Source organism: Aminobacter sp. BA135 (assembly GCF_050859125.1).
Classification (GTDB): Bacteria; Pseudomonadota; Alphaproteobacteria; order Rhizobiales; family Rhizobiaceae; genus Aminobacter; species Aminobacter ciceronei.
Genome location: NZ_CP139572.1, coordinates 261,853 through 286,978 on the forward strand (window position 1 = coordinate 261,853; position 25,126 = coordinate 286,978).

At 63.3% G+C, this 25,126-nt stretch carries 24 protein-coding genes; 9 read left to right on the top strand and 15 right to left on the bottom strand.

Translation table 11 applies throughout. The features are described 5' to 3' along the window. Positions 1-231 precede the first annotated feature (231 nt). The 3 genes from SLT36_RS01340 to gstA are packed head-to-tail and all read right to left on the bottom strand — an operon-like array spanning position 232 to position 1,460. A complete protein-coding gene (locus tag SLT36_RS01340) occupies positions 232-441 on the bottom strand; it encodes a tautomerase family protein (RefSeq protein WP_154384551.1) in 210 nt (69 codons plus the stop codon). 24 nt (positions 442-465) lie between these two features. Further along, positions 466-858, bottom strand: a complete 393-nt coding sequence (locus tag SLT36_RS01345) for a nuclear transport factor 2 family protein (RefSeq protein ID WP_432285456.1) — start codon at positions 856-858, stop codon at positions 466-468. Continuing rightward, positions 855-1,460, bottom strand: a complete 606-nt coding sequence (gene gstA, locus SLT36_RS01350; protein ID WP_154384550.1) for a glutathione transferase GstA — start codon at positions 1,458-1,460, stop codon at positions 855-857. Before gstA ends, SLT36_RS01345 begins: the two co-directional genes overlap by 4 nt. A 171-nt stretch (positions 1,461-1,631) precedes the next feature. On the opposite strand from gstA, the gene SLT36_RS01355 reads away from it, so the two are divergent. From SLT36_RS01355 to SLT36_RS01370, 4 genes are all read left to right on the top strand, one after another. Continuing rightward, complete coding sequence (locus SLT36_RS01355; protein ID WP_432285458.1) at positions 1,632-2,018, top strand: winged helix-turn-helix transcriptional regulator; 387 nt, start codon at positions 1,632-1,634, stop codon at positions 2,016-2,018. A 165-nt stretch (positions 2,019-2,183) separates the two neighbouring features. Then, on the top strand, positions 2,184-2,615 hold the full coding sequence (locus tag SLT36_RS01360) for a GNAT family N-acetyltransferase (protein WP_432285460.1): 432 nt from the start codon (positions 2,184-2,186) through the stop codon (positions 2,613-2,615). Between the two features lie 121 nt (positions 2,616-2,736). Next, positions 2,737-5,718 (top strand): DNA polymerase I, encoded by a 2,982-nt coding sequence (gene polA, locus SLT36_RS01365; protein WP_432285462.1) that lies wholly within the window; start codon positions 2,737-2,739, stop codon positions 5,716-5,718. Between the two features lies 1 nt (position 5,719). Continuing rightward, positions 5,720-6,349: a LysE family translocator gene (locus tag SLT36_RS01370; protein WP_432288209.1), complete on the top strand. Its 630-nt coding sequence runs from the start codon at positions 5,720-5,722 to the stop codon at positions 6,347-6,349. A gap of 6 nt (positions 6,350-6,355) precedes the next feature. Here the strand turns inward: SLT36_RS01370 and SLT36_RS01375 are convergent, their stop codons facing one another. From SLT36_RS01375 to SLT36_RS01410, 8 genes are all read right to left on the bottom strand, one after another. After that, the gene (locus tag SLT36_RS01375) at positions 6,356-6,769 is read right to left on the bottom strand and encodes a Fur family transcriptional regulator (RefSeq protein ID WP_115733516.1); all 414 of its coding nucleotides are present in this window, start codon (positions 6,767-6,769) and stop codon (positions 6,356-6,358) included. Between the two features lie 176 nt (positions 6,770-6,945). After that, entirely contained in the window at positions 6,946-7,998 is a 1,053-nt protein-coding gene (mgrA, locus tag SLT36_RS01380) for an L-glyceraldehyde 3-phosphate reductase (RefSeq protein ID WP_432285463.1), read from the bottom strand. A gap of 57 nt (positions 7,999-8,055) precedes the next feature. After that, entirely contained in the window at positions 8,056-9,198 is a 1,143-nt protein-coding gene (locus SLT36_RS01385; protein ID WP_432285464.1) for a Gfo/Idh/MocA family protein, read from the bottom strand. A 12-nt stretch (positions 9,199-9,210) separates the two neighbouring features. After that, on the bottom strand, positions 9,211-9,954 hold the full coding sequence (locus SLT36_RS01390) for a sugar phosphate isomerase/epimerase family protein (RefSeq protein ID WP_432285465.1): 744 nt from the start codon (positions 9,952-9,954) through the stop codon (positions 9,211-9,213). Positions 9,955-9,983: 29 nt separating this feature from the next. Beyond that, entirely contained in the window at positions 9,984-11,063 is a 1,080-nt protein-coding gene (locus SLT36_RS01395) for an ABC transporter ATP-binding protein (protein WP_432285466.1), read from the bottom strand. Between the two features lie 4 nt (positions 11,064-11,067). Next, positions 11,068-12,021, bottom strand: a complete 954-nt coding sequence (locus SLT36_RS01400; protein WP_432285468.1) for a carbohydrate ABC transporter permease — start codon at positions 12,019-12,021, stop codon at positions 11,068-11,070. After that, positions 12,014-12,916 carry a carbohydrate ABC transporter permease gene (locus tag SLT36_RS01405; RefSeq protein ID WP_432285469.1) on the bottom strand — a complete coding sequence of 301 codons (903 nt, stop codon included), beginning with the start codon at positions 12,914-12,916 and terminating at the stop codon, positions 12,014-12,016. The genes SLT36_RS01400 and SLT36_RS01405 overlap by 8 nt, the downstream gene beginning before the upstream one ends. Before the next feature lie 128 nt (positions 12,917-13,044). Then, on the bottom strand, positions 13,045-14,283 hold the full coding sequence (locus SLT36_RS01410) for an ABC transporter substrate-binding protein (RefSeq protein WP_432285471.1): 1,239 nt from the start codon (positions 14,281-14,283) through the stop codon (positions 13,045-13,047). Positions 14,284-14,640: 357 nt separating this feature from the next. Between SLT36_RS01410 and SLT36_RS01415 the strand changes: the two genes are divergently transcribed. Next, entirely contained in the window at positions 14,641-15,729 is a 1,089-nt protein-coding gene (locus tag SLT36_RS01415; RefSeq protein ID WP_432285473.1) for a LacI family transcriptional regulator, read from the top strand. 126 nt (positions 15,730-15,855) lie between these two features. Here the strand turns inward: SLT36_RS01415 and gndA are convergent, their stop codons facing one another. Then, positions 15,856-17,274 carry an NADP-dependent phosphogluconate dehydrogenase gene (gene gndA, locus SLT36_RS01420; protein WP_432285475.1) on the bottom strand — a complete coding sequence of 473 codons (1,419 nt, stop codon included), beginning with the start codon at positions 17,272-17,274 and terminating at the stop codon, positions 15,856-15,858. A 134-nt stretch (positions 17,275-17,408) separates the two neighbouring features. Next, positions 17,409-17,849 (bottom strand): Fur family transcriptional regulator, encoded by a 441-nt coding sequence (locus tag SLT36_RS01425; protein WP_067954969.1) that lies wholly within the window; start codon positions 17,847-17,849, stop codon positions 17,409-17,411. 690 nt (positions 17,850-18,539) lie between these two features. Here SLT36_RS01425 and SLT36_RS01430 point away from each other — a divergent pair. From SLT36_RS01430 to SLT36_RS01445, 4 genes are all read left to right on the top strand, one after another. Further along, positions 18,540-19,352, top strand: a complete 813-nt coding sequence (locus SLT36_RS01430) for a metal ABC transporter substrate-binding protein (RefSeq protein ID WP_432288211.1) — start codon at positions 18,540-18,542, stop codon at positions 19,350-19,352. After that, entirely contained in the window at positions 19,349-20,260 is a 912-nt protein-coding gene (locus SLT36_RS01435; RefSeq protein ID WP_432285477.1) for a manganese/iron ABC transporter ATP-binding protein, read from the top strand. Before SLT36_RS01430 ends, SLT36_RS01435 begins: the two co-directional genes overlap by 4 nt. Beyond that, the gene (locus SLT36_RS01440) at positions 20,257-21,117 is read left to right on the top strand and encodes a metal ABC transporter permease (protein WP_432285479.1); all 861 of its coding nucleotides are present in this window, start codon (positions 20,257-20,259) and stop codon (positions 21,115-21,117) included. Before SLT36_RS01435 ends, SLT36_RS01440 begins: the two co-directional genes overlap by 4 nt. A 238-nt stretch (positions 21,118-21,355) precedes the next feature. Beyond that, positions 21,356-22,198, top strand: a complete 843-nt coding sequence (locus tag SLT36_RS01445) for a metal ABC transporter permease (protein WP_432285481.1) — start codon at positions 21,356-21,358, stop codon at positions 22,196-22,198. Positions 22,199-22,327: 129 nt separating this feature from the next. Here the strand turns inward: SLT36_RS01445 and SLT36_RS01450 are convergent, their stop codons facing one another. Together SLT36_RS01450 and SLT36_RS01455 are read right to left on the bottom strand one after the other, a co-directional pair. Beyond that, entirely contained in the window at positions 22,328-23,440 is a 1,113-nt protein-coding gene (locus tag SLT36_RS01450; RefSeq protein ID WP_432285483.1) for an ABC transporter ATP-binding protein, read from the bottom strand. Positions 23,441-23,468: 28 nt separating this feature from the next. Further along, positions 23,469-25,121, bottom strand: a complete 1,653-nt coding sequence (locus SLT36_RS01455; RefSeq protein ID WP_432285485.1) for an alpha-glucosidase — start codon at positions 25,119-25,121, stop codon at positions 23,469-23,471. Between the last annotated feature and the right edge of the window lie 5 nt (positions 25,122-25,126).

Genomic DNA, 25,126 nt, shown 5'->3' on the forward strand with positions numbered 1-25,126 from the left:
AAAAGTGCCGCCGTGGTGGAGGGGGGAGCCACGGCGGCACATTCTTAAACGGTGCGGCAGCCCGGAGAGGGGGATGAGGCTGCCGCAGGGTCCGGATAGGCGGGGGACGGGCCTGAGACCGGACTTCGGCAAAAACTGCCGATGCCCTACATTTGTTCCTTTGAACGTGGCGATTCAAGGGCACGAAGATTACACTTTTGTAACATGCGCGTGATCGGACCGCAGCCCTGCTCAGCCCTTGCCGCGCGCGCGACGGTACTGTTCGACAGGCATTCCGCCGACGCCCCAATCCTCCAAATCGACTTCATTTATTACCACGAACGTCGTCGTCGGATCCTTGTCGAGAACGTCGACGAGAAGATCGGTTGTGCCCTTGATCAGGGCGGCTTTCTGCTCCGGCGTCACGCCTTCACGGGTAATCTTGATATTGACGTAGGGCATTCTTCTGCTCCCGTTCCCGGCGGCTCACTTCGACTGCAGGTCGAAGTGAAAAACCTTTGATATGATCTGCCAACGGCCATCGAGCTTCACCAACGTCAGGAAGTCGGTGAAATGTTTCGGGCCGATGGCGCAGTTGAGCTTGGCGAAGGCCGTCACCGGACCGGCGAATTCGATCGAAACGATGCGATCGCTGCGCGTCTGCGACCGGGTCGCCGGCGAGGGCCGCTTGTCGACGATGGGGAAGTACTCCGCCATGGTCAGCCGCAGCAGCTCGCCTTCCGTCGCGCAGGCGTAGACCGCCTGTGGATGGAAGATCCTCGACAGCCGCTTGGTGTCGCTGAAATAGAGCCCGTCGAAATAGTCCGTGAGCGCATCGGCGACTTCGGCATAGGCCGTGGCGTGGCCGGCGGCGGTCATGCCAGGCCCTCGGCGGCCATCGCGGCAACAACGGACGGGCGCTGATGCACGCGCTCGACGAAGGCCGACAGGCGTGGCCAGCGTGCAAGGCCGATCCCTGTTGGGCCGGTCCATCTGGCGACGACAAACAGATAGGCATCGGCAACCGAGAAATGGTCGCCGAGCAGGTAGGCACGGCCATCGGCGAACTGCCTTTCCATATGGTCGAGGCGATTGCCGACATTCGCTTCCGCCGCGTCTTTGGCTTCGCCGGTGGCTCCGTGAAACAGCGGCCCGAATGCCTTGTGCAGTTCGGATGCTATGAAGTTCAGCTGTTCCTGCAGCCGCGCACGGGCAAGCGTGCCCGGTTCCGGCGCCAGGCGCCGCGCGCCGTTGCTGTCGGCGAGATATTGGACAATCGCTGCGCCCTCGGTCAGCACCTCGCCATCGCCGAGCCGAAGCGCCGGCACATAGCCCTTGGGATTGATGGCACGGAAATCCGCCCCAGTTTCGGTCGTCTTGGTCTCGACGTCGACACGCTCTACGTCGAACTGCCCGCCCAATTCGTGCAGCACGATGTGCGGTGAAAGCGAGCAGAAGCCGGGTGTGTAATAGAGCTTCAAGTGAGGTCTCCTTGCGCCTGAAACGTTAAGGTCATGTTGGCAGGCGAAGGGCTAACAGATAATAGTTATCTCTGGATACCAGGTAACTTGAGGTGATCTCCATTCTCGGGTATCCAGGCGGTAACGGCAGTTTCGCCGCAGTAACCCGACGATTCCTGAGGTGCTCGAGCCATGGCGCTGAAACTTCGCAGAAACCGCGCTCCCGAGCCGCCCGAGGCCTGTCCGCTCAGCGAATGCATGTCGCTGCTCGGCGGCGCCTGGACACCCAACATCATCTGGTACCTCTGCGCCGGCCCGCGCCGCTTCGGCGAGCTGCGCCACGATATCCCAGCTATTTCGGCAAAGGTGCTGACCGGACGGCTGCGCGATCTCGAGGCCAAAGGCGTTTTGTGGCGCCGCGTGATGCCGACGTCGCCGCCCTCGGTGGAATACGGGCTGACCGACCTCGGCACCGAGTTCCAGCCGGCGATCGCGGCCATCGTCGCGATCGGGCACAAGATCAAGCAGCGCCAGGCCGCCCATGGCCAGTCCGACGACATGGCGATGCCAGCCTCCTGACATGGACACGGTCTGGGCTGGCGGCGAATATCAGTTGTCGAGGCCCCGCCCCTTTGCACAAGGATGCTGCCCGCCTAGTCTTAGGCAAATTAGCCAATCCAACTCCGGAATGAACAGTCCATGCCCGTGCATGTCCGAGCCGCCCTGCCTCAAGACGCCAGCGCCATGGCCCGAATCCTGAACGAAATCATCGACATCGGCGGAACCACGGCGCATCGCGAGAAGTTCGATGACCAGCGCATCATCGACTACTTCATCTCGCCGAAACTCGGAATCAGCTGCTTCGTGGCGCTGGAGGGCGAGCAGGTGCTGGGGTTCCAGTCGCTCGACTGGTCCGACCCCGACTGGCCGGGCGATCGGCTGCCCCCCGACTGGGGTGTCATCGCAACCTTCGTCGATCCGCACGCGCACAAGCGGGGCGCCGGAAGGGCGTTGTTTGCCAACACGGTGGAAGCTGCGAAAAAAGCGGGTGTCAGCTTCATCGACGCAACCATCCGCAAGGAAAACACCGGCGGCCAGGCTTATTACGGAGGCATTGGCTTTACCGACTATCGCGAGGATGCCGAGACCATTTCGAAGCGCTTTGCGCCGCTCTGAACTGCTAGACTGCGACGCAGAGATGCGTGCTGTCGGGCACGCATCAACGACTTGTCAGTAGACGGCGGCAAAGCCCGCTTGACCATGGACAGCCGCGCTGTGCCAAGCTACCCGTATCGCCATGAAAAAAGGCGATCATCTCTTCCTAGTCGACGGCTCCGGCTACATCTTCCGCGCCTATCACGCGCTGCCGCCGCTGACCCGCAAGTCAGACGGCCTGCCGGTCGGCGCGGTGTCCGGTTTCTGCAACATGTTGTGGAAGCTGATGCTCGACGCGCGCAACACCGAAGCCGGCGTCGTGCCGACCCATTTCGCCGTCATCTTCGACTATTCGTCCAAGACCTTCCGCAACGAGCTCTATCCTGAATACAAGGCCAACCGCTCGGCGCCGCCAGAAGACCTGATCCCGCAATTCGGCCTGATCCGCCAGGCGACAAAAGCTTTCGACCTGCCCTGCATCGAGATGGAGGGCTTCGAGGCCGACGACCTGATCGCAACCTACGCCAGGCTCGCCTGCGAGGCAGGCGGCGACACCACCATCGTCTCGTCCGACAAGGACCTGATGCAGCTCGTCGGTCCCAGCGTGTCGATGTACGACCCGATGAAGGATCGGCAGATCAACATTCCCGAGGTCATCGAGAAGTGGGGCGTGCCACCGGAGAAGATGATCGACCTGCAGGCGCTGACCGGCGACTCGGTCGACAACGTGCCGGGCGTTCCCGGCATCGGCCCAAAGACGGCAGCACAATTGCTCGAACAGTTCGGCGACCTCGACACGCTTCTCGCCCGCGCCTCCGAGATCAAGCAGGACAAGCGCCGCCAGTCGATCATCGACAACACCGAAAAGGCGCGCATTTCGCGCGAGCTGGTGCGGCTCAAGATCGATGTGCCGGTGACCGACGGGCTCGAAGATTTCGTGCTGCAGCCGCCCAACGGGCCGAAGCTGATCGGCTTCCTCAAGACGATGGAATTCACCTCGCTGACGCGCCGCGTCGCCGAGGCCACGGGCACCGAGGCGGGCGAGATCGAGGCCGTGCCGGTATCAGTGCAATGGGGCGCCGACGCGCATGGACCGGACGTCGGGGCGGGCGCAACACCTGCAGCGGCACCCGCCGCAGGTCCCGCCGCGCGTGCGAACGGCGGCAGCACCTCTGCCGCAGTGCCCCCGTCCGCCCCTGCCGACAGCGGCACCGCGCTCGACACGCCTACCGACCTCGCCAACAAGATCGCTGCAGCCGCAGTCTCGGAAAAATTCGACCACGCCGCCTATGTCACCATCCGTGACCTCGCGACACTGAAGGCCTGGGTGGCTGAAGCGACCGAGGCCGGCGTCATGGCATTCGACACCGAGACCAGCTCGCTCGATCCGATGCAGGCCGAGCTCGTCGGCATTTCTTTCGCCACCGCACCGGGACGCGCCGCCTATGTGCCGCTCGCCCATAAGAGCGGACGCGGCGACCTGCTCGGCGGTGGCCTGGTCGAGAACCAGATTCCGGTGCGCGACGCCCTAGCCACTCTCAAGCCGCTACTCGAAGACGGTTCGGTGCTGAAGATCGCGCAGAACCTGAAATACGACCTGGTGGTGATGAACCGCCACGGCGTCGACATCAGTCCGTTCGACGACACGATGCTGTTGTCCTACGTGCTCGACGGCGGCACCAATGGCGGCCACGGCATGGACCCGCTGTCGGAAAAATGGCTCGGCCACACGCCGATCGCCTTCAAGGACATCGCCGGCTCGGGAAAGAACTTCGTCGGCTTCGACCAGGTCGACATCGACAAGGCGACCGCCTATGCCGCCGAGGATGCCGACGTGACACTGCGCTTGTGGCGCGTGCTGAAGCCACGCCTCGCCGCCAAGGGGCTGACCTCGGTCTACGAGCGGCTGGAGCGCCCGCTGGTACCGGTGTTGGCCGAGATGGAGCAGCGCGGCATCTCGGTCGACAGGCAGATCCTGTCGCGGCTGTCGGGCGAGCTCGCCCAGGGTGCCGCGCGGCTTGAAGACGAGATCAACACGCTTGCCGGCGAGCGCTTCAACATCGGATCGCCCAAGCAGCTCGGCGACATCCTGTTCGGCCGCATGGGCCTGCCCGGCGGCACCAAGACCAAGACCGGCCAGTGGTCGACCTCGGCGCAGGTGCTCGAGGATCTTGCCGCCGAAGGCCACGAGCTGCCGCGCAAGATCGTTGACTGGCGCCAGCTGACCAAGCTGAAATCGACCTATACCGACGCCCTGCCCGGTTTCATCAACCCCGAGACCAAACGCGTCCACACCTCCTACGCGCTCGCCGCCACCACCACCGGCCGGCTGTCGTCGTCGGATCCCAACCTGCAGAACATTCCGATCCGCACCGCCGAAGGCCGCAAGATCCGCACCGCCTTCATCGCCGACAAGGGCAACAAGCTGATCTCGGCCGACTACAGCCAGATCGAGCTGCGCGTGCTCGCCCATGTCGCCGACATTGCCCAGCTCAAGCAGGCTTTCGCCGACGGCGTCGACATCCATGCCATGACGGCATCCGAAATGTTCTCGGTGCCGGTCGAGGGCATGCCGTCGGAAGTGCGCCGCCGCGCCAAGGCAATCAACTTCGGCATCATCTACGGCATCTCGGCCTTCGGCCTCGCCAATCAGCTGGCGATCCCGCGCGAGGAAGCCTCCGACTACATCAAGAAGTATTTCGAGCGCTTCCCCGGCATCCGCGCCTATATGGACGAGACCAAGGCGTTCTGCCGTGACAACGGCTATGTCGAGACCATCTTCGGCCGCCGCATCCACTATCCCGAAATCCGCTCGTCGAACCCGTCGGTACGCGCCTTCAATGAACGCGCCTCGATCAACGCCCGCCTGCAAGGCACCGCAGCCGACATCATCCGCCGGGCGATGATCCGCATGGACGACGCACTGATCGCGGCCAAGCTGTCGGCGCGCATGCTGCTGCAGGTGCATGATGAACTGATCTTCGAAACTGTCGAGAATGAGGTTGCAGCGACGATCCCTGTAGTTCGGCACGTGATGGAGAACGCGGCCATGCCGGCCGCGTCGATGTCGGTGCCGCTGCATGTCGACGCCAACGCCGCCGACAGCTGGGACGAAGCGCACTGAGATGGAGTTCGCGGCGGCATCTGACCTGCCGACGTTGCTTTCCTTTTCCCTGACCGCTGTCATCATCGAGCTGACACCGGGGCCAAACATGACCTATCTGGCACTGGTGTCGGCTGGCGAAGGCCGCCGCGCCGGCTTCGCCACGGTGGCCGGCATCGCGCTCGGTCTCGCCACCATCGGCGTGGTCGCGGCACTTGGCGTCACCGAATTGATCCAGTCATCGCACCTGCTCTACGAGGGCCTGCGCTGGGCCGGCGTATTGTTCCTGCTCTTTCTCGCCTATGAAGGCTGGCGCGGTCCGGGCGACGTGGTATCCGAAGGCAACGATGCCGACCGGCGCCATTTCACCCGCGGGCTGGTAACCAACCTTCTGAACCCGAAGGCGGCGGTGTTCTATGTCGCTGTGCTGCCGACCTTCATCATCGCCGACAAGCCGGTGCTGTCGCAGACGCTCACGCTGACCGCCATCTATGTCGCGGTCGCGACCATCATCCATGCATTGATCGTGGCACTGGCAGGGACGCTCGAGCCCTTGCTCAACAATCCACGGATTGAGAAGGTCGCGCGAAAGTTCCTGTCGGCGCTGCTGGCGGCCGTGGCCGTCTGGTTCGCGTTTGCGACGGCACGCTAAGCTGGTTCAGGCGGCGATCGCAGCACATTTGGCGCAAGTGCCGCGGAACTCGATGACTGCCTTCTTGGCGACAAAGCCGGTCGATCCAACCCAGTGATCGAGCTGCTTGCCGATCGTCTCATCCGAGATCTCGGTCACCTGGCCACAGGTGTCGCAGATGGCAAAGGCCGTCATGCGGTGGTTGTGATGGCTGTGGTCGTGCGGCTCGGAGCAGGCGACGAAGGCATTCAGGCTTTCGAGGCGATGGACGAACCCGTCCTTCATCAGCGCTTCAAGGGCGCGATAGACCTGCAGCGGCGCGCGAAAACCCTCGTCGCGCAACTGGTCGAGCAGCGTGTAGGCGCTGAGCGGTCCAGTCGCCACTTCGAGTTTCTCCAGAACCTTCTGTTGGTTCTTCGTCAGCGTAACCCGCGCCGCCATCTTTCCGCTTTCACCTTCCTCGGCCGGGCCGATGCCCGGACGGAACAATCCACCGCCTAAGATGGCGACTGGACAAGGGTTTTGCTAGCGCGTCCGGCCGGCAAAGACAATCTGCCCCAAAAGCAAACGGCGGGAACGCCCGCCGCCTGCATGTTTCGAACCTTCAGAGCACCAGCTTATTTCTTCTGCCGCGCCGGCCCTTCGCGCTCGGACGAGCGGGCCCACAGGTTGATGTCGGCCTCGCGGGCATAGGTGTCGATCTCGGCCAGTTCCGCATCGGTGAAGGTTGCGTTCTTCAGCGCGCCGACACAATCCTCGACCTGCTCGGGACGGCTGGCACCGATCAGCGCCGAGGTCACCCGGCCGCCACGCAGCACCCAGGCCAGCGCCATCTGCGCCAGCGTCTGGCCGCGGCGTTCGGCAATGCCGTTCAGCGCGCGGATGTTGGCGAGGTTCTTGTCGTTGAGGAAGGCCGGACGTAGCGACTTGCCCTGCGATGCGCGGCTGCCTTCCGGCACGCCGCCGAGATATTTGCCCGTCAGCATGCCCTGCGCCAGAGGCGAGAACACGATCGAGCCGATGCCCAACCCGTCGAGCGCGTCGAGCAGGCCGTCATCCTCGACCCAGCGATTGATCAGCGAATAGCTCGGCTGATGGATCAGGCAGGGCGTGCCCAGGCGCTTCAGGATGTCGGCAGCCTCGCGGGTGCGCTGGGCGTTGTAGGACGAGATGCCCGCGTAAAGCGCCTTGCCGGAGCGCACGGCATGGTCGAGCGCACCCATCGTCTCCTCGAGCGGAGTGTCCGGGTCGAAGCGGTGCGAATAGAAGATGTCGACATAGTCGAGGCCCATGCGCTTCAGGCTCTGGTCGAGGCTCGCCAGCACATATTTGCGACTGCCCCACTCGCCGTAGGGACCGGGCCACATGTCGTAACCGGCCTTGGTCGAAATGATCATCTCGTCGCGGAGACCGGCAAAGTCGGTGCGCAGGATGTCGCCGAAGGCGGTCTCGGCCGAGCCGGGCGGCGGGCCATAATTGTTGGCAAGGTCGAAGTGGGTGATGCCGAGGTCGAAAGCCTTCTGGCAGATGGCGCGCTTGGTCTTGTGCGGCGTGTCCTCGCCGAAATTGTGCCACAGGCCGAGCGAGATCGCCGGCAGCTTGAGCCCCGACTTGCCGCAGCGATTGTAGACCATGTTTTCGTAACGGTTCGCAGCCGGCTGCCAGGTCATGATGCTGTCCTCGAATGGAAAGGGGAATCGGCCAATAGGCCGTTCCCCTCTCTTAGCCTATTTCGACGGTGCCAGCAGCCCCCTTGCAGCAGCCGGGCCGAGCGGTGCGGGACGCTCGCATGTCGTCTGCATCTCGACGAACTTCTTCGTCTCGCCTGACTTGAGGATACCGGTCATGATGTCGATGACGTGGTTGGCGAGTTCCAGCGAACAGCGATGCGGCCTGCCCTGCATGATTGCCAACGCCATGTCGGCGAGACCCGCCGTGCGGTAATTGGCCATCATGCCGTGCGGATGCTTCTCGTTGGCAACCGAGAAGGGGTGGTCCCATTTCGGCAGCGTCTTCACAGGCTTTTCGCCCCTGGTGTAGCTGAGATCACCGCCGAAGAAATTGGGGTCCGGCATGTGGATGGTGCCCTGCTCGCCATAAAGCTCCATCGGCGCATGGCCGCTGTTCCAGACATCCCAGCTGGCATTGAAGGTAAAGACAGCGCCGTTCTCGAACTCCATCAGCGCAAGGATCGTCGTCGGTGTCGTCACCGGGATCTTTTCGCCGGCGCGGGGTTTCGACAAGATGGTTCGCTCCTTCGCCGGGATCGACGATAGTGCAGCCACGCGGGCAACCGGCCCGATCAACTGGACCAGATTGGCGATGTAATACGGCCCGAGATCGAGGATCGGCCCACCGCCGGGCTGGAAGAAGAAGTCGGGGTTGGGATGCCAGTGCTCCATGCCATGGCTCATCACGTGGCAGGTGCCCGAGGTGATCCTGCCGAGCTTGCCGGTGTCGATCAAGTGCCGCGCCAGTTGATGTGAGCCGCCGAGGAAGGTGTCGGGCGCCGAGCCGATGCGCACGCCCTTCTTGTCGGCGCGCTTCTTGAGGTCGAGCCCGTCCTTGATGGCGAGCACAAAGGGCTTTTCCGAATAGACGTGCTTTCCGGCCTCGATTGCCTGCCTCGACACCTCGTAGTGCACCGCCGGAATGGTCAGATTGACGACGATGTCGATGTCGTCAGATGCCAAAAGCCCTTCGACCGTTTCGGCGCGCAGCTTGAATTCCTTCGCCCGTGCCTTGGCCGCATCCATGTTGATGTCGGCGCAGGCACGCATCTCGATGCCTTTGAATTCAGGCGCATGCTCGAAGTAGGTCTTCGAGATGTTACCGCAGCCGATCACCCCGACGCCGAGTTTCCTTGCCATATGCTGCTCCCCCTAGAAGGTCTTGGCGGCTGCGATCGAGCGGCTTGCGAAGCGCTCGAAATCGGCCGGATTGTCGTGTTCCATGACAAAATACTTTGCCGGTGTGTTCTTACGCAAAGCCGTCACCAACCCAGCCCAGTCGACCGTGCCGTGTCCGACGTCGGACCAGCCGTCCTCATCAGTCGCCAACCCTTGAGGCGCGATGTCCTTGACGTGGACAGCCAGTATGCGCGGGCCGAACTCCTCGATCCAGTGCAGCGGGTCGGAGCCGCCGCGGATCACCCAGGCGACATCCATCTCCCAGCCGATTTCGGGTGCGGCTTCCAGGATCAGGCGTTGCGGCACCACGCCACCAACCGGCACGAACTCGAAGTCATGGTTGTGCCAAGCAAAGTCGAAGCCTGCATCTTTGGCCTTCGCGCCAATGGCGGCAAGACGCCTGCCGAATGCCCGCCAGCCTTCGGCGTCGGTCGGCCGGTCCACCGGCTCGAGCCACGGGCAGGCGATCAGCTTCATGCCGAGCGTCCTGGCGATGCCTGCCGCCTTGGCGAACTCCTGCTCCAGAAGATCGATGCCGAAATGGCCGCTCGGCATGGCCAGACCGTTCTTGTCGAGCTCGGCGCGGAGCGTTGCGGGCTCTTCGTAGACGGCGCCAAAGCCCTCGACTTGGGCGTAACCGAGGGCGCCGAGCGTCTTGAGCACATTCTGCCAGGGTTGAAAGTTGCGGGCGCTGTAGAGTTGGAATGACCAGTCCATGGTTCTGTCCGTTTGCTTGGGAGGGGATTTCACAGGCGGCTGCCGCTCTGGCCGTCGAACAGCGAGGCGCGCGCTGGATCGAAGCCGATGCGTAGCTGATCGCCCGACGCCGGATGGCGTTCGGCCTCGACGCGGAAGGCGAAACTCTGGCCGCCAAGCTTCGTCCAGACCAGCGTGTCCGAACCCATCGGTTCGACCAGCTCGACCCTGGCGTCCGCTTGAAAGGGCATGGTAGCAGCGGCATCGCCCGTGGCAATGTGCTCCGGCCGCACGCCGAACACCGCCTTGCCGGGCTTAGCCGCGTCGCCAAAACCGTAGCGGCCGAGCGGTATCTTTGTGCCTGTCGCGACGAATGTCGGCGCATCGCCCTCGACCTCGCCGTCGAGAAAGTTCATGCCGGGCGAGCCGAGGAAGCCGGCGACGAAGCGATTGACCGGTTTGTTGTAGATCACCTGCGGCGCGTCGAGTTGCTGGATCACGCCGCCCTTCATGACGGCGATGCGGTCGGCCAGCGTCATCGCCTCGATCTGGTCGTGGGTGACGTAGATCATGGTGTTGGCGAGTTTCTGGTGCAGCCGCTTGATTTCGACGCGCAGCTCCGAGCGCAGTTTGGCGTCGAGGTTGGACAGTGGCTCATCAAACAGGAACACGTCGACATCACGCACCAGCGCCCGGCCGATCGCCACGCGCTGGCGCTGCCCGCCCGACAGCGCCGCCGGCTTGCGCTGGAGCAGCGGCTCGATCTGCAGGATCTCGGCTGCGCGGGCGATACGCCTTGCGATCTCGTCCTTCGCCATGCCTGCCGTCTTCAGGCCGAAGGACAGGTTTCCCTCCACCGTCATCTGCGGATAGAGCGCATAGGACTGGAAGACCATGCCGATGCCGCGATCCTTGGGCTCCTCCCAGGTGACGTTCTTGCCCTTGATGAAGATCTGCCCTTCGGACACGTCGAGCAGGCCGGCTATGCAGTTGAGCAGCGTGGACTTGCCGCAGCCGGAAGGGCCGAGCAACACCAGGAACTCGCCCTCGGGCACGTCGAGGTTTAGCTCCTTGAGCACGTCATAGGCGCCGAAGCTGAGCGAAACGTCCCTGACCTGGACACTTGTCATCGCCTCACCCCTTCACTGCGCCGGCGGCGATGCCGCGGACGAAAAGCTTGCCTGAAATGAAGTAGATGACGAGCGGGACCAGTCCGGTCAGCAGGGTGGCTGCCATGTTGACGTTGTACTCCTTCACGCCCTGTACGGCGTTGACGATGTTGTTGAGCTGGACCGTCATCGGATAGGTGTCGGGCTTGGTGTAGACGACGCCGAACAGGAAGTCGTTCCAGATGCCGGTGACCTGCAGGATGATTGCCACCACGAAGATCGGCAACGACATCGGCAGCATGATCCTGAGATAGATCGTCCAGAAGCCGGCACCGTCGACACGAGCCGCCTTGAACAGCTCCTCCGGCAGCGAGGCGAAGTAGTTGCGAAATAACAGCGTCAGGATCGGCATGCCGAAGATGGTGTGCACCAGCACCAGGCCCCACAGCGAGCCATAGAGGCCGATCTCACGCAGCACGATGACGATCGGATAGAGCATCACCTGGTAGGGAATGAAGGCGCCGACGACGAGCACGGTGAAAAACACCTCGGCGCCCTTGAAGCGCCAGTTGGCCAGCGCGTAGCCATTGATCGAGGCGATTGATATCGACAGGAACACCGACGGCACGGTGATCATCACCGAGTTCCAGAAACCGCGTGAAAGCCCGTCGCAGTTGAGCCCGGTGCAGGCCGTAGACCATGCCTTGATCCATGGCTCGAAGGTAATCTCGACCGGCGGCGCGAAGATGTTGCCGAGCCGGATTTCGGGCATGCCCTTCAGCGACGTCACCACCATCACATAGAGCGGCAGCAGGTAGTAGACGGCGACAAGCGCCAGCGTGCCGTAGATGAAGATGTTGCGGCGGGAGAAACGGCGGCGCGGCCTGGGGCCACGCGGTCCCGACAGCGCGCGTGAGCGGACCGGCGAGATGTTTGCCACGGCAAGTTCGGGGGCGGCGCGCAGAAGCTGCTCAGCCATGGCGGCGTCTCCTGCCGAATTCGAGATAGGCCCAGGGCACGATGACGATGACGACCGACAGCAGCATCATTGTCGAGGCGGCGAAGCCCTGCCCCAGATTCTGCGCCAGGAACATGTAGTTGTAGACGTATTTGGCCGGCACTTCGGAAGCGATGCCGGGCCCGCCGCTGGTCTGGGCGACGACAAGGTCGTAGACCTTGACGATGCCGCTGGCGATGATCACCAACGTGGTCACAAGCACCGGCCGCATCATCGGGATGACGATGAAGATATAGGTCTTCCAGGTCGGGATGCCATCGACGCGCGCCGCCTTCCAGATGTCGCCGTCGATGCCGCGCAGGCCTGCCAGCATCAGACACATGATCAGCCCCGTGCCTTGCCACAGCCCGGCAATCAGGATGCCGTAGATGACGATGTCGGCATTGTAGAGCGGGTCGAAGGTGAAGCTCTCCCAGCCGAGGTTCCGCACCACCTGCTGGATGCCGAAGTTCGGATTGAGAATCCACTGCCACGCCAGCCCGGTAACGATGAAGGACAGCGCAAAGGGATAGAGGAAGATGGTGCGAAAGGTGTTTTCGAAACGGATCTTCTGATCCATCAGCGCGGCCAGCACGAAACCGATGAGCAGCGAGAAGACCAGGGTGCAGATGCCGTAGATGGCGAGGTTCTCGACCGCCACAAGCCAGCGTGGCGTCGCCCACAGGCGCTCGTACTGGTCGAAGCCGACGAAGTTCGCGCGCGGCAAAAGCTTGGAGTTGGTGAAAGAGTAGAACACTGTCCACGCCGTGCCGCCGACGAAAATGACCAGCGCGGTCAGGATCATCGGGATCGAGGCGATCTTGGCGTTCAGGTTGCGGAACAGGCTGAACGGTCGGCCCGCATGTATCGGTGTCATCGGTCGGCACCCATCCGGATCGTCGGCAATCTGCCGGTCCCGGTGCGAGCCGGGGCCGGCAGAACGCCGCTGGACATGACTGCAGCATCTCAGGCAAGGCGCGGGTCGGGAAGCCCGGAAGCCCCACCCTAGTCCGCAGCGGCGATGATTTCGGCGAAGCGCTTCTGTGCTTCGGTTGCCGAAAGCTCCTTGTTGGCGAAGAACTCGACGAACAGGTCGTTGACCTGGGTCACGCCATCGGCCGACATCAACTGGTCGGGCGCCGGAATGATGTTGCCCTTGGCGAGGATCTCCAGCCCCTTCTTCATGCAGTCGTTGGCGGCGTTGAGGTCGACGTCGCCACGTACCGGCAGCGAGCCCTTCTTGAGGTTGAAGGCAACCTGGGTCGCCGGCGACAGCATCACCGAGGCAAGTGCCTCCTGTGCCTTGGCCTTCTCGGGATCGGTCTGCTTGGGGAAGTAGAAGGCATCGCCGCCGGTCGAGATGATCTCGTTGACGCCAAGGCCGGGCAGGCAGGTGTAGTCCTTGCCGGCAACCTGGCCGGCGACCTGGAACTCGCCCTGGGCCCAGTCACCCATGATCTGCCCGCCGGCCTTGCCGTTGATGACCATGCTTGTCGCCTGGTTCCACTCCTGAACGTTGGACTTGGCCGACATCTGGCGCGCCTGGTCGGCGGCGGCGAAGACCTTGGCCATTTCGGGGCCGGCAGCCAAAGTCGCGTCCTTGTCGCCGAACACTTTCTGGAACGTTTCCGGACCGGCAAGTGCGACGAGGATGACCTGGAAGGCAAGCGTCGTCTGCCAGGGCTGCTGGCCGATGGCAAGCGGCACGATGCCGGCCTTTTCCAGCGCCGGGGCCGCTGCGACGAACTCGTCCCAGTTCTTCGGTACCGCCACGCCGGCGTCGGCAAAGGCCTTGTTGGACAGCCATAGCCACTGCTGCGAATGGATGTTGACCGGCACGCAGTAGATCTTGCCGTCCAGCGTGCAGCCGTCGAGCAGGCTCTTGGGGTGGATGAACGTTGTCCAGCCCTCCTTCTGTGCCAGTTCGGTGAAATCGCGCATCAATCCAGCTTGGACGAGTTCTTCCGCCTGGCGGCCATGATTGAACTGGGTTGCGCCCATCGGATCGCCGCCGGTGATGCGCCCGATCATGATCGGGCGAGCGATGTCACCAGAACCGGCGATGGCGCCGTCGACCCATTTGTTGCCGGTGGCATCGAAGGCCTTGGCGAGTTCGGCAACTGCCGCCGCCTCGCCGCCGGAGGTCCACCAGTGCGTTACTTCGAGATCGGTCGCGGAGGCTGAACCTGCAGCCCCAAACACGACGCTCGCTGCGAATGCAGCTGTCGTCAGCCTATAACGCATCGTACTCCTCCCTGAATCTGAAACGTTACAGGTATGGACGTTAGGCGAAGTTTTTGGTCGCTGCAATGGGTGTGCGATATTTTCTTCGCGAGCCGAACTAAAGCCAGGAGAAGCAGCAGCCATGTTTGCGCTGGAAAATCGCACCGCAATGCAGCATTTCCAAGCAAATCATGCAGATGAATCAACAGTCGACAGTCATTTTGCAGCGCACGGTCACGCCTGAGCCGGCGACCGTGGGGGCTCTCCAAAAACACCGTGAATTAGCACAATCTGAAACGTTACACTTCTTGCAGGAAAGCGCTTGTCAGGTCCATCATGCAAATGCGATATGCGCCAAGCAGGGATCACGGTGGGGCAATGGGCATGAACGACAAGACACCGCCGGATGAAAATGCCGACCAGGCCGCTGGTGGCGAGGCCAACCCGCCGACGCTGAAGACCATCGCCTTCATGACCGGCCTCGGCGTCACGACCGTGTCGCGCGCGCTCAAGGACGCCCCCGAAATCGGCGCGGCGACCAGGCAGCGCGTGCAGCTCGTCGCCCGCCAGATCGGTTACCGGCCAAACCGCGCCGGCGTGCGCCTGCGCACCGGCAAGACCAATGTCATCAGCCTGGTGCTCGACACCGAGGAGCAGGTCGGCGGCTTCGTCTCGGACCTCATCTACGGCATCTCCGAGGCGCTGGCGCAGACACCCTATCACCTGGTGGTGACACCCTATTCGCGCAACAACGATCCGCTGGAGCCGGTGCGTTATGTCGTCGAGACGGCGTCGGCCGACGGCGTCATCATCTCGCGCACCGAACCCGACGACAAACGTGTGCGTTACATGACCGAGCGCGGCATGCCTTTTGCCACCCATGGCCGCACCCATATGGGCATCGACCATGCGTTCCACGATTTCGACAACCATGCCTATTCAATCGAGGCGGTGAAGAAGCTCGCAGCCCTAGGGCGCAAGCGCCTGGCGCTGCTCGCCCCGCCCTCGAACCTCAGCTACTACCACCACATGCGCGACGGCTTCGCTGACGCCCTGATGGAACACGGATTGAGCGAAGTGCCGTTCCCTATGGCCACCGTCGACCATTCCATCGAGGACATCCGCAAGCAGACCGTCGAGCTGATGCGCCGACCCAACCGTCCAGATGCCTTCGTCAGCGGCGCGGGGGCCGGCACCTTCGCGCTGGTCGCCGGCATCGAGGAGGCCCGCTTCCGGATCGGCCACGACGTCGACATCGTTTCCAAGCAATCGTCAAAACTGCTGCATCTGCTCAGGCCGCAGCTCTATGTCGTCAACGAAGACGTGCGGCTGGCGGGCGCCGAACTCGCCCGCGCCGTGCTCGGCCGCATCGCCGGGCGCGACATCGGTGCCCTGCAGAGCCTCAGCAAGCCCAAGGCGGTCGAGGCCTACGAGACACCCGGATCAGGAAAAGACGGCACCACCTGAGCAGCCCTCTCCCCGTATACGTGGCGAGGGGGCCGCGTCGCGGCAGCTTCCCGTTTCCCCATTCACCGGGAGACGCTGTCGGCGGGCGGATGAGGGGCAGCGCTGCCCGACACTTCCCTGAGGACGTTAACTGCCGCTACCCCACGGCCCGTGGTGCGCGCCCGGCTCGTCGATACGCTCGAAGCCGTGAGCGCCGAAGAAATCGCGTTGCGCCTGGGTGAGATCGGTCGAGCCGCGACCCTGGCGATAGCCGTCGAAATAGGCCAGCGCCGACGACAGCGCCGGCACCGGCAGCCCGGACTCGGCGGCGCGGGCGACGATGCGGCGCAGCGACGGATGCGCCTTGCCCATGATCTCGACAAAGGCCGGCACCATCAAAAGATTGGTCGACGGATCGGCCTTGCCGAAAGCTTCGGCGATGGTGTCGAGGAACTGCGAACGGATGATGCAACCGGCGCGCCAGATCTTGGCGATGGTCGGCATCGGCAGGTTCCAGCCGAATTCCTTCGACGCGCCGGCCATCACGGCGAAGCCTTGCGCATAGGCAGCAATCTTGCCGGCAAACAGTGCAAGCTCGAAATCGCCGAGTACCTCGTCCTTGTTGCCGGCGAATTTCAGCGTGTTGGCGCCGTAGGCCTTTTCCGCCGCCAGCCGTTCATCCTTCATCGATGACAGCACGCGTGCCGCGACCGCCGCTTCGATGGCTGTCGCCGGGATGCCAAGCTGCTGTGCCTCGATCACCGACCACTTGCCGGTGCCCTTCTGGCCGGCGCGGTCGAGGATGATATCGACCACCGGCTTTCCGGTCCTGGGGTCGTCGGCTTCGAGCACCGATGCGGTGATTTCGATCAGGTAGGATTCGAGCCGGCCCTTGTTCCAGCCGGCAAAGACCGGCGCGATCTGCTTCGGCGTCATCGACAGCCCGTCGCGCAGGATGCCGTAGATCTCGGCGATCATCTGCATGTCGGCATATTCGATGCCGTTGTGGATGGTCTTGACGAAATGGCCGGCGCCGTTCGGCCCGAGCCAGGCGGCGCAGGGCTCGCCCTTGTACTTGGCCGAAATCGCGGTCAGCACGTCCTCGACGCGGGCATAGGATTCGGGCGTGCCGCCGACCATGATCGAGGGGCCGTGACGCGCACCCTCCTCGCCGCCCGAAACGCCCATGCCGATGAAGGTCAGGCCCGAGCCGTCGAGCTCCTTGAAGCGGCGCATCGTGTCGCGGAAATTGGCGTTGCCGGCATCGATGATGATGTCGTTGGCGGCCAGAACCGGGCGCAGGGCTGCGATCTGCTGGTCGACCGGATCGCCGGCCAGCACCATGATGATGACCGGTCGCGGCGGGCGGATGGCGGCGGCCAGTTCCTCGATCGAGCCGCAGGGCACGACCATGTCGCGCAAGGCGCCTGCCGATTCGACAAACGCCTGCGTGCGGGCCGGAGTGCGGTTGAAGACGGCGATACGATGGCCTTTTTCGGCGATGTTCAGCGCCAGGTTCGAGCCCATCGTGCCCAATCCGATCAGTCCGATTTCGGCTTTTTCCATGGTCGCTGGTCCTGTCTGCTGATTGCTGTCGTCGAAGACGCGGCATGATTGACCGCGCTTTTGCCGAGGTCAACTCGCCGCCCGACGCGCCTTGTCGCCGGACGATCAACTCGTCGTGGCCTGACCTTGCGTCATCAATCCTTGCGGCGGCGGCCGTAGAGCTCGAGCCGGTGATGGACGATGTCGTAGCCGAGCTGGCGGGCGATTTCCTGCTGCAGCTGCTCGATGCGATCGGAACGGAATTCGATGACGTCGCCGGTGTCCATGTCGATGAGATGATCGTGGTGATCGCCGCCGGCCTGCTCGAAGCGCGATGGCCCGCCCTCGAAGGCATGGCGGTGAATGGCCCCCATCTCCTCGAGCAACTTCATGGTGCGGTAGACTGTCGAAAGCGAGATGCTCTTGTCGACCTGTTCGGCGCGGCGGAAGATCTCCAGCGCGTCGGGATGGTCCTCAGTTTCACCCAGAATGCCAAGGATGATCTTGCGCGGCCGCGTGATGCGGATGCCCGCCTTGCGCAGCGCTTTCTCGTAGTCCGGCTTCTTGGGGGCATGTTTCACAGGCGTCTTCGTCATGGCGCGACTATGTGCCAGATGACACTCAGTTGCAAAAGATTATGTCGCCGTTCATCCCCAGGTGAAGTGGGGCGATGCGTGTCCCCCGCGTGGGAGCAAGTGGAAGACGGCCCGCGCTTTACGAAGCCACCCCCTCCCCGCCGCGATCCTTCGCCCCCTCGGGCCTGCCGGCCATCTCGCCCACAAGGAGGGAGATTAGTCTCGTCGCCGGGGGCGCTTATTCTGCCACGTTGCATCAAAAGGCCCTGAGATGTTGGCGACGCTGGCGATCGGCCGAGGCGGCGATGCAGGCCTGATCTCCCCCCATGTGGGGGGAGATGCCCGGCAGGGCAGAGCGGGAGGGTGTGACGGATCGCGGCATAGCCGATCTGTAGGAGCTAAGAAGAAGCTAAAAGCGTCAACAAGCTATCCACGCATCGACCATCCTGATTGCCGTCGCCCGCGCAACAAGGCCACTTCGGAAGGTTCAGCAGGCGATAGTCACACCTCTACTTGCAAACGATTTGCAATTGCATTGACAGGCGCACCAACTGCCATTAGGTAAGGCACCGTAGCTGCCGCCCCTTCGGTGCGGCATTCTGAAACGGGATTTCCATGACAGCACTTCGCACCACCTTCGCCGCCATCGCTCTGCTTGCGGCGGCGCTCGGGCTTTCGGCCTGCTCTCAGGACAGCGCGGCGGGCGGCAAGATGAAGGTGGTGACCACCTTTACCGTGATCGCCGACATCGCCCGCAACGTCGCCGGCGACGCAGCCGAGGTGGAATCGATCACCAAGCCCAATGCCGAGATTCACAACTACCAGCCGACGCCGGGCGACATCCTGCGCGCCCAGAAGGCCGACCTCGTCTTGTGGAACGGCCTGAACCTCGAGCTGTGGTTCCAGAAGTTCTTCGAAAACCTCGACGGCGTCAGCCAGGCCGTCGTCTCCGATGGCGTTGTGCCGATGGGCATCGCCGAGGGCCCCTATACCGGCAAGCCCAACCCGCATGCCTGGATGTCTCCAGAGGCGGCGCTGATCTATGTCGAGAACATTCGCAAGGCCTTCGCCGAGAAAGACCCTGAAAACGCCGAGGTCTACGCCAGGAACGCCGCCGCCTATGCCGAGAAGATCAAGGCGACGGTGGCGCCCATTCACAAGGCCATCGAGACCATCCCTGCCGAGCGCCGCTGGCTCGCCACCAGTGAAGGCGCCTTCTCCTACCTGGCGCGCGACTTCGGGCTGAAGGAGGTCTATCTTTGGCCGATCAATGCCGACCAGCAAGGTACTCCCCAGCAGGTGCGCAAGGTGATCGATCTCGTCAAGGCCAACAGCATTCCGGCCGTGTTCAGCGAAAGCACCGTGTCGTCGAAGCCTGCCGAGCAAGTCGCACGGGAGACCGGGGCAAAATATGGCGGCGTGCTGTATGTCGACTCGCTGAGCGATGAGAGCGGCCCGGTGCCGACCTATCTCGACCTGTTGAGCGTCACCACTCAGACCATCGTCAAGGGACTGACCCAATGACTGCACCCATGAAAGGGCGGCCCCAGGCGGAGGCCGCCCCGGGCGACGGGCTCAAAGTCGCCAATATCTCGGTGACCTACCGCAACGGCCACACCGCCTTGCGCAACGCCTCATTCGCCATTCCGCGCGGCACCATCACCGCGCTCGTCGGCGTCAACGGCTCGGGCAAGTCGACCCTGTTCAAATCGATCATGGGCTTCGTGCCGCTGGCGTCAGGCAGCGTCGAGATTTTAGGCCAGCCGGCACGCGAAGCACTGAGAAAAAACCTCGTCGCCTATGTGCCGCAGAGCGAGGAAGTCGACTGGAATTTTCCCGTCCTAGTCGAGGACGTCGTCATGATGGGCCGCTATGGCCACATGAATTTCCTCCGCATGACGCGCGCCATCGACCGCGAGGCGGTGGACGCAGCGCTCGAACGCGTCGGCATGGCCGACTTCCGCAAGCGCCAGATCGGCGAGCTCTCCGGAGGGCAGAAGAAGCGCGTCTTCCTGGCACGCGCGCTGGCGCAGGAGGGCGAACTGATCCTGCTCGACGAACCCTTCACCGGCGTCGACGTGCGCACCGAGGAAGCGATCATCGCGCTTTTGCAGGGCCTGCGCGACGAAGGCCGGGTGATGCTGGTGTCGACCCACAATCTGGGTTCCGTGCCACGCTTCTGCGACCGCGCCGTCCTGATCAACCGGACGGTGCTGGCGGCCGGGCCGACTTCTGAAACCTTCACCAAGGCCAATCTCGAAAAGGCCTTCGGCGGCGTGCTGCGCCAGTTCATCCTCGGCGGCTCCGAACTGCATGACGATGCCGATACGCGGCAGGTGACGGTGCTGACCGACGACGAGCGACCATTCGTCATCTATGGCGACGGAAACGGCAATGACGGCGCCGACAAATCGGGTGGGCGCCGGAAATGATCTCCACGCTGATCGAGCCGTTCGGCTACGGCTACATGCTCAACGCCATGTGGGTGTCTGCACTCGTCGGCGGCGTCTGCGCTTTCCTGTCGGCCTATTTGATGCTCAAGGGCTGGTCGCTGATTGGCGACGCGCTTTCGCATTCGATTGTCCCAGGCGTCGCCGGCGCCTACATGCTCGGCCTGCCCTTCGCGCTCGGCGCGTTCCTGTCGGGCGGGCTGGCGGCGGGGGCCATGCTGTTTCTCAACCAGCGCACCAAGCTGAAGGAGGACGCCATCATCGGGCTGATCTTCACCTCCTTCTTCGGGCTTGGCCTGTTCATGATCTCGCTGTCGCCGGCCTCGGTAAACATCCAGACCATCGTGCTCGGCAACATCCTGGCGGTGACGCCTTCCGACACGTTGCAGCTTGTCCTGATCGGCGGCATTTCGCTGGCGATCCTGCTCGCCAAATGGAAAGACCTGATGGTCGCCTTCTTCGATGAGAACCACGCGCGCTCGATCGGGCTGAACCCTGATTTGCTCAAGGTGCTGTTTTTCATGTTGCTGTCAGCCTCGACGGTGGCGGCTTTGCAGACAGTGGGCGCCTTCCTGGTCATCGCCATGGTGGTGACGCCGGGGGCGACGGCCTATCTGCTCACCGACCGGTTTCCCCGGTTGATCGTCATCAGCGTGGCGATCGGCAGCGTGACCAGCTTTGTCGGCGCCTATGCCAGCTACTTTCTGGACGGCGCGACCGGCGGCATCATCGTGGTGGCGCAGACGCTGATCTTCCTGGTCGCCTTCGTCTTCGCACCCAAGCACGGATTGCTTGCAGCGCGGCGACGAGCGCGGCTGGAACTGGAGGCTGGGATATGATGATCGGTCTCATTCCTTTCCACCCCCCTCTGGCGTGCCCGCCATCTCCCCCGCAAGGCGGGAGATCAGGCCTGCATCGGCGCCTTGCCCAATCATCAACGTCGCGAGGCTTATCCTGTCCTTACGACGCTGCAGGACTGAGCGCCGTAGAGGACGAGACCAATCTCCCCCCTTGCGGGGGAGATAGCCGGCAGGCCAGAGGGGGGTGGCGTGGCGCGCCGACCTATGCGGTGCAGCCATGATCGAAACCCTCGCCCTGCCCTTCGCCTTCCCGTTCATGCAGCAGGCTTTCGCCATCTCGCTTTTGGTTGCGGTGCCAATGGCACTGTTGTCTTGCTTCCTGGTGCTCAAGGGCTGGTCGCTGATGGGTGACGCCATCAGCCATGCGGTGTTGCCGGGCGTGGTGCTGGCCTACATCGCCGGCCTGCCGCTGGCGGTCGGCGCCTTTGCCGCCGGCATGACCTGCGCGCTGGCGACCGGCTATCTCAAGCAGAACAGCCGGATCAAGGAAGACACCGTCATGGGCATCGTCTTCTCCGGCATGTTTGGCCTCGGCATCGTGCTCTACACGAAGATCCAGACCGACGTGCATCTCGACCATATCCTGTTCGGCGACATGCTCGGCGTGAGCTGGAGCGATGTCGGCCAGACGGCAGCCATCGCGCTGGTGGCAACAGGTGCCATCGGCTTCTTCCGCCGCGACCTGTTGCTGCATGCCTTCGACCCACAGCACGCGCAGGCCATCGGCCTGCCGGTCAAGCTGCTGCACTATGGACTTCTGACCATCCTGTCTTTGACCATCGTCGGCGCGCTGAAGGCCGTCGGCATCATCATCGCCATTGCCATGCTGATCGCCCCCGGCGCAATCGCCTACCTGCTCACCGACCGCTTCGAGCGCATGCTTATGGTGTCAGTGCTGGTGGCGGTGTCTTGCTCGTTGTCGGGCGTCTATCTCAGCTTCTTCATCGACAGCGCGCCGGCGCCAACCATCGTGCTGCTGATGAGCCTGACATTCGTCGCGGCGTTCTTTGTCTCCAAGCGGCGGACGGCGATCAGGCAGAAACAGGCGACGGTAGAGTGAACAGCATACCTTCCCCTTGTGGGGAGGGCCGAGCAACAGAGCCGAGTGGGTTCGGGCGTAGGCGTTCCCACGCTCACCCACACTCGGCCTTTTTGGGTCACCCTCCCCGCAAAGGGGACGGTAAGGCGTTTACGCAGCTGCAGCCGTCAGCCGGCGGCGGGCAAAGGAATGACCCCCACTGTCGAAGATATGCAGTTCGTCGGGACTGGCGGCGAGCCGAATCTTGGCACCGCGCTTGACCTCGACATTGCCGGGCAGCTTGGCCACCAGCGGCTGGTCCGCGCGACCGATGTCGACATAGACCAGTTGGACCTCGCCGAGCTGCTCGACATAATCGACGAGCCCCTCGAACAGGTAGTCGTCACCGGTCGCAACATAGAGATCCTCGGGTCGCACGCCGAAGCTGACTGGCTTGCCCTGGGCCTCAGAGGGCGTCGCCACCGGAACAGAGCTCTTGTGGCCACCGACATGGCTGACAAGGCTCGTCTCGCCCGTCCTTTCGATGGTACCGGCAACGATGTTCATCGCCGGCGAGCCGATGAACTGGGCGACGAACAGATTGCCGGGATGCTTGTAGAGCTCCATCGGCGAACCCACCTGCTCGATGCGGCCGTCCTTGAGCACGACGATCCGGTCGGCCAGCGTCATCGCCTCGACCTGGTCGTGGGTGACGTAGATCATCGTTGTGTTGGGCATCGATTCCTTGAGCTTGGCAATCTCGATGCGGGTGGCGACGCGCAAGGCGGCATCCAGGTTGGACAGCGGCTCGTCGAAGAGGAAGACCTTCGGGTTGCGCACGATGGCGCGGCCGATGGCGACACGCTGACGCTGGCCGCCGGACATCGCCTTGGGCAGGCGGTCGAGATATTTGGTCAGCTGCAGGATTTCGGCTGCCGCGCGCACCCGCTTGTCGATCTCGGCCTTGCTCTCGCCAGCGATCTTCATGCCGAAGGCCATGTTGTCGTAGACGGTCATGTGCGGATAGAGCGCGTAGGACTGGAACACCATGGCGATGCCGCGCTTGGACGGCGGCACGTCGTTGACCTTCTCGCCGGCGATGTGCAGTTCACCGCCGGTGATCTCCTCCAGGCCTGCGATCGAACGCAACAGCGTCGACTTCCCGCAGCCCGAAGGGCCGACGAAAACGATGAACTCGCCCGACTTGATGTCGAGGTCGATGCCATGAAGAATGTTGAGATTGCCGTATGACTTCTTGACGTCCCTGAGCGTTAGATCGGCCATGGTTTCCTCCCAGTACCTTAATTTGCAGTCAGACGAAGCGCCCGAACCAGGCGCCGTAGCCACCGAGCCGGACTGCGCCTGCGTTGGCATTTCCATCGAGCCCATGCCCCGGCAAGGGCTGCAGACCACGACCTCCAAGGTCGATGTTAGCCGGCCCGCTGCCAAGATTGAAGACGCAGACGACCTCCTCGTTGCCTTCGCGACGGGTGAAGGCGACGACGTCGTCTTCTGCCTTGAGGAAGGCGATCTCGCCCTTGGCGAGCGCCGGATGTGAACGGCGGAAGGCCAGGAAGCGCCGGTAGTGCTCAAGCAGCGAGGCAGCATCACCCTCCTGGGTGTCGACAGCCTTGGCCAGATGATCCGCGGGCACCGGCAGCCAGGGCTTCGCCTTGGAGAAGCCGCCATTGACGGCGTCCTTATTCCACACCATTGGCGTGCGACAGCCGTCGCGGCCCTTGAACTCGGGCCAGAAGCGGATGCCGTAAGGGTCCTGCAGGTCCTCGAAGGTGAGGCTCGCCTCAGTCAGGCCAAGCTCCTCGCCCTGATAGATGCAGACCGAACCACGCAGCGACATCAGAAGCGCCGAGATCACCTTGAGATAGGCGGTGCGGTCGGCCTCGCCCATGCCCCAGCGCGAGGCGTGGCGGACGACGTCGTGGTTGGAGAAGGCCCAGCACGACCAACCGTCGCTGGCCGCCTTGCCGAAATCTTCGAGCACCGTGCGCACCTTGGCGGCCGAGATCTTTTCCGGCGCCAGGAAGTCGAAGGCGTAGCACATCTGCACCTTGTCGCCGCCGGCGGTGTAGGACGCCACGACCTCGAGACCGCGCTGGGAATCGCCGACTTCGCCGACGGCCGCAGCCGCCGGATATTCGTCGAGCACGGCGCGGAAACGGGCGAGGAATTCAAGATTCTCCGGCCGGCTCTTGTCGTAGATGTGGTCCTGGAAATTGTAGGGGTTTACCGCGGGTGCCGTCTGGTCGTTGCGCTGTTCCGGCGGCAGCGCCGGATTGTCCTCGAGGCCTGCCGAGTGGAAGTAGAAATTGATGGTGTCGAGACGAAAACCGTCGACGCCACGGTCGAGCCAGAAGCGGGTCACGTCGAGCAGCGCGTCCTGGACGTCGCGGTTGTGGAAGTTGAGGTCGGGCTGCTCGGCGAGGAAGTTGTGCAGGTAATACTGCATGCGCCTGGTGTCCCACTGCCACGCAGAGCCGCCGAAGATCGACAGCCAGTTGTTGGGCGGGCTGCCATCGGGCTTGGCGTCGGCCCACACGTACCAATCCGCCCTGGGGTTGTCGCGGCTGGCGCGACTTTCCTTGAACCAGGCGTGCAGATCGGAGGTGTGCGAGATGACCCCGTCGATCATCACCTTGAGGCCGAGGCGGTGGGCTTCTGCGATCATCGCGTCGAAGTCGGCGAGCGTGCCGAACATCGGGTCGATGTCGAGATAGTCCGAAATGTCGTAGCCGAAATCCTTCATCGGCGACTTGAAGAAGGGCGAGATCCAGACGGCATCCGCACCGAGGGAGGCGATGTGCGGCAGCCGGTCGATGATGCCTCTGAGGTCGCCGATGCCGTCGCCGTTCGAATCCTGATAGCTGCGGGGGTAGATCTGGTAGATCACCGCCCCGCGCCACCAGTCGCGATCGACAGCGGTTTCAGGGTTTTCGAACTTGCGCATTGCGG